The organism is Streptomyces sp. NPDC003635, from assembly GCF_053587635.1.
Genome location: NZ_JBSFOK010000016.1, coordinates 159,840 through 167,387 on the forward strand (window position 1 = coordinate 159,840; position 7,548 = coordinate 167,387).

At 72.9% G+C, this 7,548-nt stretch carries 7 protein-coding genes; 4 read left to right on the plus strand and 3 right to left on the minus strand.

Features of this window, described 5'->3' with window-relative positions:
• Positions 1 to 109 precede the first annotated feature (109 nt).
• Positions 110 to 1,240 carry a magnesium and cobalt transport protein CorA gene (locus tag ACWDRW_RS17770; protein ID WP_451724177.1) on the plus strand — a complete coding sequence of 377 codons (1,131 nt, stop codon included), beginning with the start codon at positions 110 to 112 and terminating at the stop codon, positions 1,238 to 1,240.
• A 31-nt stretch (positions 1,241 to 1,271) separates the two neighbouring features.
• Here ACWDRW_RS17770 and ACWDRW_RS17775 read toward each other — a convergent pair whose 3' ends face one another.
• From ACWDRW_RS17775 to ACWDRW_RS17785, 3 genes are all read right to left on the minus strand, one after another.
• Positions 1,272 to 1,892 carry a TetR family transcriptional regulator gene (locus ACWDRW_RS17775; protein WP_451724179.1) on the minus strand — a complete coding sequence of 207 codons (621 nt, stop codon included), beginning with the start codon at positions 1,890 to 1,892 and terminating at the stop codon, positions 1,272 to 1,274.
• A gap of 142 nt (positions 1,893 to 2,034) precedes the next feature.
• Positions 2,035 to 2,508 carry an iron chaperone gene (locus ACWDRW_RS17780; RefSeq protein ID WP_451724181.1) on the minus strand — a complete coding sequence of 158 codons (474 nt, stop codon included), beginning with the start codon at positions 2,506 to 2,508 and terminating at the stop codon, positions 2,035 to 2,037.
• Complete coding sequence (locus ACWDRW_RS17785; protein ID WP_451724184.1) at positions 2,505 to 2,978, minus strand: carboxymuconolactone decarboxylase family protein; 474 nt, start codon at positions 2,976 to 2,978, stop codon at positions 2,505 to 2,507. The genes ACWDRW_RS17780 and ACWDRW_RS17785 overlap by 4 nt, the downstream gene beginning before the upstream one ends.
• Positions 2,979 to 3,147: 169 nt before the next feature.
• Between ACWDRW_RS17785 and ACWDRW_RS17790 the strand changes: the two genes are divergently transcribed.
• The 3 genes from ACWDRW_RS17790 to ACWDRW_RS17800 all read left to right on the plus strand — a co-directional run bounded on the left by ACWDRW_RS17790 (position 3,148) and on the right by ACWDRW_RS17800 (position 7,174).
• The gene (locus ACWDRW_RS17790; protein WP_451724186.1) at positions 3,148 to 5,568 is read left to right on the plus strand and encodes an ATP-binding protein; all 2,421 of its coding nucleotides are present in this window, start codon (positions 3,148 to 3,150) and stop codon (positions 5,566 to 5,568) included.
• Between the two features lie 78 nt (positions 5,569 to 5,646).
• Positions 5,647 to 6,420, plus strand: a complete 774-nt coding sequence (locus ACWDRW_RS17795) for a polysaccharide deacetylase family protein (RefSeq protein ID WP_451724187.1) — start codon at positions 5,647 to 5,649, stop codon at positions 6,418 to 6,420.
• Positions 6,421 to 6,733: 313 nt separating this feature from the next.
• On the plus strand, positions 6,734 to 7,174 hold the full coding sequence (locus ACWDRW_RS17800) for an SRPBCC family protein (RefSeq protein ID WP_451724189.1): 441 nt from the start codon (positions 6,734 to 6,736) through the stop codon (positions 7,172 to 7,174).
• Positions 7,175 to 7,548: the final 374 nt, after the last annotated feature.

Sequence of the window (7,548 nt, forward strand, 5' to 3'; positions counted from 1 at the left end):
CCGCACGCTAGTACCGCTTGCGGACAGCCGCGGTCCGCGATGCCGCTTCCCGGCGGGCCCCGGTTAACCTGCTCCGAGATCGTCCGGACGTCGGCCGAGAGGCAGCCCGATGCCGAAGAACAACCGGAAGTCCGTCTGGCGCCGCCCCCTGGCGCCGCCGGCCGCTTCACCGCGTACCCCCGACCCCGCCGGCGAGCCTTCTGCCCCGGAGGCGGAACCGGCGAGCATCGTCCAGGCGGCCCTGTACCAGGACGGCCTGCGGGTCTCCTCCCCCGCCACACTCGCGGAGACCTACCGCGAGCTGCGCGAGCAGCCGTCCGGCATGGCGTGGATCGGCCTGGCCCGCCCGACGGAGTCCGAACTGCTGTCCCTGGCCGCCGAGTTCGATCTGCACCCGCTGTCGGTCGAGGACGCGATGGAGGCGCACCAGCGCCCCAAACTGGAGCGGTACGGCGACACGCTCTTCGTGGTGCTGCGCGCGGCCCGCTACCTGGACGCCTCCGAGGAGGTCGACTTCGGCGAGCTGCACGTCTTCGTCGGCCCCGACTTCGTGATCACGGTCCGGCACGGCGCGGCGCCTGATCTGTCGGCGGTGCGCCGCAGGATGGAGGAGTCCCCGGACCTGCTGAAGCTGGGCCCGGAGGCGGTGTTGTACGCGATCCTCGACGCGGTGGTGGACGGCTACGTCCCGGTCGTCGCCGGGGTCCAGAACGACATCGACGAGATCGAGACGGAGGTCTTCCGGGGCGACCCGGAGGTCTCCCGCCGCATCTACGAACTCTCCCGCGAGATGGTCGAGTTCCAACGCGCGACCCGTCCCCTGGTCGGCATGCTGCACGGCCTGATGGCGGGCTTCGCCAAGTACGGCACGGACGAGGAACTCCAGCGCTACCTGCGGGACGTCGCCGACCACGTCACCCACACCAGCGAGCGGGTCGACGGCTTCCGCCAGGCCCTCACCGACATCCTCACGGTCAACGCCACCCTGGTCACCCAGCAGCAGAACGCCGAGATGCGAGCCCTGGCGGAGGCGGGCTTCGAACAGAACGAGGAGATCAAGAAGATCTCGTCATGGGCGGCGATCCTGTTCGCGCCGACGCTGGTCGGCACGATCTACGGCATGAACTTCGAGAACATGCCCGAGCTGGGCTGGAGCTTCGGATACCCCTTCGCCATCGGCCTGATGGGGATCGTCTGCTTCAGTCTGTACGTCATCTTCAAGCGGCGCGACTGGCTCTGAGTCCCTTTCAGGCCCGGGGAATCACCGGGCCCTACGCCTTCGTCACGTCCTCCACGATCCGGCGTGCCCGCTCTCGGGGCACGCCGGCCGCGATGAGCGCGGCGGTCGCGGATCGGGTGCCGTCGTCCTCCAGGGCCCCGGTGTTGACCTCTTCCAGCAGGGCGACCGTCATCGCCTCGAGTCCGGCGCTGAGCACCGCGGCCGGCAGTTCGGAGTGGAAGACGCCCTCCCGCTGGCCCCGCTCCAGGATGGCCGTGGCCGCGACCCGGGACGGGGCGAGGGTCTCGGTGACGCGTTCCTTGCCCAGGTCCCGCTGGGCGAGCGCCAGGAGCATCCGGTAGCGGTCGCCCACCGGCCACATCGCCAGCATGAAGTGCGCGAACGCCCGCTCGGCCGGCTCGCCCTCCCTGACCCCCTCCGCCACGGCCGCCCGCAGCGCCTCGGCGGCCTCCTCGGCGAGCGCCTCCAGGAGGGCGGCCCGCCCGGGGAAGTGCCCGAACAGGGTGCGTCGTACGACACCGGAGGCGCGGGCCAGTTCCTCCAGGGTGATGTCGGGGTTGCGGCCCAGCTCCTGGCGCGCGGTGGCCAGGATGCGCGCCCGGTTGGACCGGGCGTTGCGCCGCTGGGGCACACGGCCCACGGGCTGGGACACGGGAGGAACCTCGATGCGGGGTGGCGGAAGATCGGGCCCGTCCATTCTGGCACGGGCGCCCCGGCGAGCTCCGTGGCGGCGACCGCGGACCGAGCCGGGGCGGCGAGGCCGTCAGCCCCTCTCGCGTTCCGGAGACCCGGGGTCAGTTGACGGCCTTCGCCACCAGCTCGCCGATCCGCGCCTCGGCCGCCGCGGTCAGCCGGGTCAGGGCGAAGCCGGTCGGCCACATGGTGCCCTCGTCGAGCCGCGCGGTGTCGTTGAAACCGAGGGTCGCGTAGCGGGCGTTGAACTTCTGCGCGCTCTGGAAGAAGCAGACGATCTTGCCGTCCAGGGCATAGGCGGGCATGCCGTACCAGAGCTTCGGCGCCAGCTGCGGGGCGTTCTCCTTGACGATGGCGTGGATGCGCTCGGCCATCTCGCGGTCCGAGTCCTGCATCTCCGCGATCTTCGCGACCACGGCCGCCTCGTCCTGGGCCGCCTTCTCGGCCCGCGAGCCGGCGCGCGCCGCCGCCCTGGCCTCCTTGGCGCGCTCCTTCATCGCGGCGCGCTCCTCGGCCGTCCACTCCTCGGAAGCGGTGGTGGTGGTCTTCTTCGTGGACTGCTGTGCCTTGGTCATGACCTGTTCCCTTCGAGGGTGTCTACGGCGGCGCCCTGACGGGTCGTCGCGTCGAGCCGGTTACCGAGGTTGGAGACGCCGATCATCAGCAGGAGCGCGGCGAGCTGTCGCTCGTCGAACCAGGTGGCGGCGCGGTCCCAGACCTCGTCGCCCACCGCGTCGGGCCGGTCGGCCAGCCGGGTCGCGGACTCGGCCAGTTCCAGGGCCGCGCGTTCGGCCGGAGTGAAGTACGGGGCGTCCCGCCAGACGGCGAGGGCGAGCATCTGTGCGTCGCTCGCGCCGGCCGCCCGGGCCGCCCTGGCGCCCCGGTCGACGCCGGCGGCGCACCCGTTGATCTGGCTGATCCGCAGGTGCACGAGCTCCAGCGTCCGGCCGTCCACTCCGGCGCGGTGCACGGCCCTCAGGATCTCCTGGAGGGGGTGCGCCGCGTCGGGCAGGACGTCGGCGGGGTGCCGCATTCGGGACCGCACTGCGCTCTCCTTCGCTTCCGGGCTGCGTCGGTGTGTGACTCCATGACAGCCCGGCCGCGCCCGCCGGGCCATGGCGATGGGACACCGTGGGACAGTGGAACAGGCCTTGACCTGCGGCGACCGCGCTCGGAAGACTTCTGTCGCAGTGGGACGGAACGGCGGGGGGAACATGAGCACGGATCCACAGGAAGAGCTGGCGGCCCGGCTGCGGGTGCTTCAGGAGTTGTCGGGGCTGGGGGTACGGGCCCTGGCCAAGGACGCCGGTCTCAGCTCCTCGTCACTGTCGCGTTACCTCACCGGGCAGACGGTGCCGCCGTGGCCCGCCGTGGTCGCCCTGTGCCGACTGGTCAAGCGGGACCCGCGGCCGCTGCGCCCGCTGTGGGAGCGGACCTCGAACCCGCTTCCGGCGCCCCCGAAGAGCAGTCGCCTGGTGCGTCCGCTGCCCCGCAACGACCTGCCGCGCGACGCGGCCGACTTCACCGGGCGCGAGGCCGAACTCGCGGCCGTCCTCGACGCGGTGGGCAGCCACCGGGCGGTGTCGGTGGGCGGCATGGCGGGCGTCGGCAAGACCTGTCTGGCGGTGCACGCCGCGCACCGGCTCGCCGACGGCTTCCCCGACGGGCAGCTCTACGTCGACCTGCACGGCTTCACCGAGGGCCGCCCGCCCCTCGACCCCGACTCCGCGCTGCGGATGCTGCTCGGCGCGCTGGACGTGCCGTCCGAGCGGGTCCCGCAGTCGGGTCTGGAGCAGCTGTCCGCGTGCTGGCGGGCGGAGCTGGCCCGCCGCCGGGTTGTCGTGGTCCTCGACAACGCCGCCGACGCGGAGCAGGTCCGCCCGCTCCTGCCCGGCGCCGGGCCCTCCGTCGCCCTGATCACCAGCCGCAACCGGCTGCTCGGCCTGGACGAGGTGCCGCCGGTCTCGCTCGATGTGCTGAGCCCCGGGGAGAGCGCGGAACTGCTCGCCCGCGCCAGTGGGGACCCGGGTGGCCCGGAGGGCAGGCTGGCCCGGGATCCGGAGTCCGCCGCCGAGGTGCTGCGGCTGTGCGGCCGGCTGCCGCTGGCGCTGCGCCTCGCCGGGGCCCGGCTGCGGCACCGGCCGGGCTGGACCGTGGGGATCCTCGTCGAGCGGCTGGCCGAGGGCGCGAGCGAGTTCGACACCGCGTTCGCCATGTCGGTACGGCAGTTGGACCGGCCGCACGCCCGGCTGTTCCGGCTGCTGGGACTGCTGCCCGGGGAGTCCTTCGACGCGTATGTGGCGGCGGCGCTGGCCGACGTACCACTGCGTGAGGCACGGGAGATGCTCGAGGACCTGGTCGACGCGCACCTCGTCCAGCAGCCGACGGCGGACCGCTACCGGCTGCACGACCTCGTGCACCAGCACGCGCGCCGCGCCTTGGCGGAGACGGACCCGGCGGCCGAGCGGGAGCGGGCGCTGACGCGGGTCCTGGACTACTACGTGCACGCGGCGGCCGCCGCCGACGCGGCGATGCCGTTCATCGCCCCCGCCCGGCCCGTCTCGGCGGGTCCTGCCCCGGCGGAACTGCCGCGGTTCGCCGACAAGAACGCGGCCATGTCCTGGCTCGTCGGCGAGTACGGCAACCTCGTCGCCGTGTTCGAGACGGCGTCCGCCGTCGGCGCCGACGTCCACGTGTGCGAGCTGCCCCGCTTCCTGCGGTCGTACTTCGCGCGGCGTTGCGGCACCACCCACCTCAACATGCTCTTCGAACGCTCGCTGACCGCCGCCGAGCGGCTCGGCGACCCGCTGCACCTGGCGGAGGCGTACAGCGACCTGGGCTTCGCGCGCTACAACGCGGGCCGGGCGGCGGAGGCGGCCGAGGCGTACGAGGCGGCCGCGGCGCGGGTCGACCTGGCGGGGGACGCGCGGGTGGAGGCCGAACTGACCCTGCGCCGCGGCTACCTCGGCTGGGACGCGGGGCAGGTCGAGGAGCCGCTGGAGCTGTTCCGGCTGGCGGGGAAGCTGTACGGGAACGCCGGCTGTCCGCAGGGCGCGGCCCACGCCGCCACGGCCGAGGCGTGGGCGCTGGCGCAGCTGGGGCAGCACGAGGAGGCGGCACGGCTGGCCCGGGAGGTGCTGGACGTCCCGCACCCCGACCCCGCGTGGCCGCCCGCGCTGACGGCCCGGATCACGCTCGGGGTCGCCCTCGCCCGGCAGACCCCCGACGCGGCGGCGGATCACCTGCGCCGGGCGCTGGAGCTGGCCCGGGAGGACGGGCATCTGCACAACCAGGCCTGGTGCCTGAACTGTCTCGGGGTCGCGCTGCGGCAGATGGGCCGGTACGAGGAGGCGTTGGCGGGGCACCGGGCGGCGTTCGCGCTCCTGGACGAGCTGTTCGAGGAGCACTGGAAGATCCACTTCCTGGACGGCTACGCCGAGACCTGCCGCCTGGCGGGCCTGACCGAGGACGCCCTGCGGCTGCACCGGCAGGCACTGGAGCTGGGCCCGAGGCTCGGCAACCGGCACGCGGAGGCGCTCGCCCACGAGGGCATCGCCAGGGTGCTGGAGGAGACGGACCCGGAACGGGCCACCGAGCATCGGGAGGCCGGCCGAGCCATCCTGCGCCAGGGCTGAATCAGCAGGTCAGCGCGGTGTCAGGGCATGCGAGACCGACTATACATGCCGTGTATACACGCGACGTATAGTCTCGGCATGCCTTCTCTGACCAAGAAGATGAAGAAAACGGGGGCCGCGTTCCTCGCGGCCATGACGATGTCCGGTGCGCTGGCGCTGACCGGGTGCACGCGCCTGGACACCACCTCACCGGCCGACGCGCGCGCCGACGCCTCGGCCGACGTCCAGGCGCGGGCCGGCGGTGTCGACTGCCGAGAGGTCAAGTGCATAGCGCTGACCTTCGACGCCGGGCCCAGCGAGAACTCGCCGCGACTTCTGGACATTCTCAAGGAGGAGCAGGTCCCGGCGACTTTCTTCCTCCTGGGCAAGCGGCACATCGAGAAGTACCCGGAGCTGGTGGAGCGGATGGCCGACGAAGGCCACGAGGTGGCGAGTCACACCTGGGACCACAAGATCCTCACCGAGCTGAGCCGGGACGAGATACGGGAGGAGCTGGAGCGGCCGAACGAGGCGATAGAGCGACTGACAGGGCGCCGCCCGACGCTGATGCGTCCGCCCCAGGGCCGTACGGACGACACCGTGCACGAGATCTGCCGGGAGCTGGGGCTCGCCGAGGTGCTGTGGAGCGTGACGGCGAAGGACTACAAGACGAACGACTCGGACCTGATCCGCGAGCGGGTCCTGGACCAGTCCTCCCGGGACGGGATCATCCTGCTCCACGACATCTACCAGGGCACGGTGCCCGCGGTGCCCGGGATCATCGACGCCCTCAAGAAGCAGGGTTACGTCTTCGTGACCGTGCCGCAGCTGCTCGCGCCGGGGAAGGCCGAGCCCGGCGAGGTGTACCGGTGAGCCGTACGGGGTGCGGTGGATCATCGGCAGCCGTGCCCCCGAGCCCGAAGGCGAGGTGAGGGGCCGGGGCGCGGGTGATGTCGAAGGCGTCGGGCCGGTGCCGACTCTGGTGGCATGACGACCAACTCCACCTGGGGGCGGGCGGACTGCCCGGCCGATGGGGTGGAAGGGTAGGGCGGCCTGTGGCTCGACTCCGGGGCTTCGCGCGAGCCCACGGCCGTTGTACGTCCTTGCGTCGACCGGGCGTTGGGCCAAGTGTGTGAGCCGTATACGAGACCACCGTTGAGCTGGCCGGATTCCTTAGGATCGGGCCGTGGTCACCTTTCAGCTCGAACGCACCGCGCCGCTCTCGCCCGACGAGGCCTGGCGCCGCCTCACCGATTGGCCCCGCCACGGTGAGGTGGTCCCGCTGACCCGCGTCACCGTGGTCACGCCAGGGCCGAACCGGGAGGGCACGGTCTTCGTGGCGCGCTCGGGCCTCGGTCCGCTCGCCTTCGACGACCGGATGGAGGTCACCGTGTGGCGACCGCCGGCCGAGGACACCCCGGGTCTGTGCCGGCTGGAGAAGCGGGGCCGGGTGGTGCTGGGCTGGGCCGAGATCGAGGTACGGCCAGGTCCCGGGGGACGGGCCCGCGTGGTCTGGCGCGAGGAACTCCGGGTCCGCCTCCTCCCCCGGCTCTTCGACGCCCCGCTGCGGACGGCGGGGCGATACGTGTTCGGGCGCGCGGCGAACAGCCTGCTGCGACGGCCGTGAGAGCCACAGCCACCGGCTCGGACCGGCCTACCGCACAACGGCCGTGAAAGCCGCACCCACCGGCTCGGGCCGGCCTACCGCGCGGCGGCCGTAAGAGCCGCAGCCACCACTCGGACCGGCCCACCGCGCGGCGGCCGTGGAAGCCGCAGCCACCGGCTCGGGCCGGCCTACCAACACGCGCCCGTGAAAGCCGCACCCACCGCCCGGACCAGCCCACCGCGCGGCGGCCGTAAGAGCCGCAGCCACCACTCGAACCGGCCCACCGCGCGGCGGCCGTGAAAGCCGCAGCCACCGGCTCGGGCCGGCCTACCAACACGCGCCCGTGAAAGCCGCACCCACCGCCCGGACCAGCCCACCGCGCGGCGGCCGTAAGA

Excerpts from the sequence above, each read along its gene's own strand:
- ACWDRW_RS17780 (WP_451724181.1), bottom strand. The coding sequence starts at position 2,508 with ATGACCAAGGCACAGCAGTCCACGAAGAAGACCACCACCACCGCTTCC.
- ACWDRW_RS17790 (WP_451724186.1), top strand. The coding sequence starts at position 3,148 with ATGAGCACGGATCCACAGGAAGAGCTGGCGGCCCGGCTGCGGGTGCTT.
- ACWDRW_RS17770 (WP_451724177.1), top strand. The coding sequence starts at position 110 with ATGCCGAAGAACAACCGGAAGTCCGTCTGGCGCCGCCCCCTGGCGCCG.
- ACWDRW_RS17795 (WP_451724187.1), top strand. The coding sequence starts at position 5,647 with ATGCCTTCTCTGACCAAGAAGATGAAGAAAACGGGGGCCGCGTTCCTC.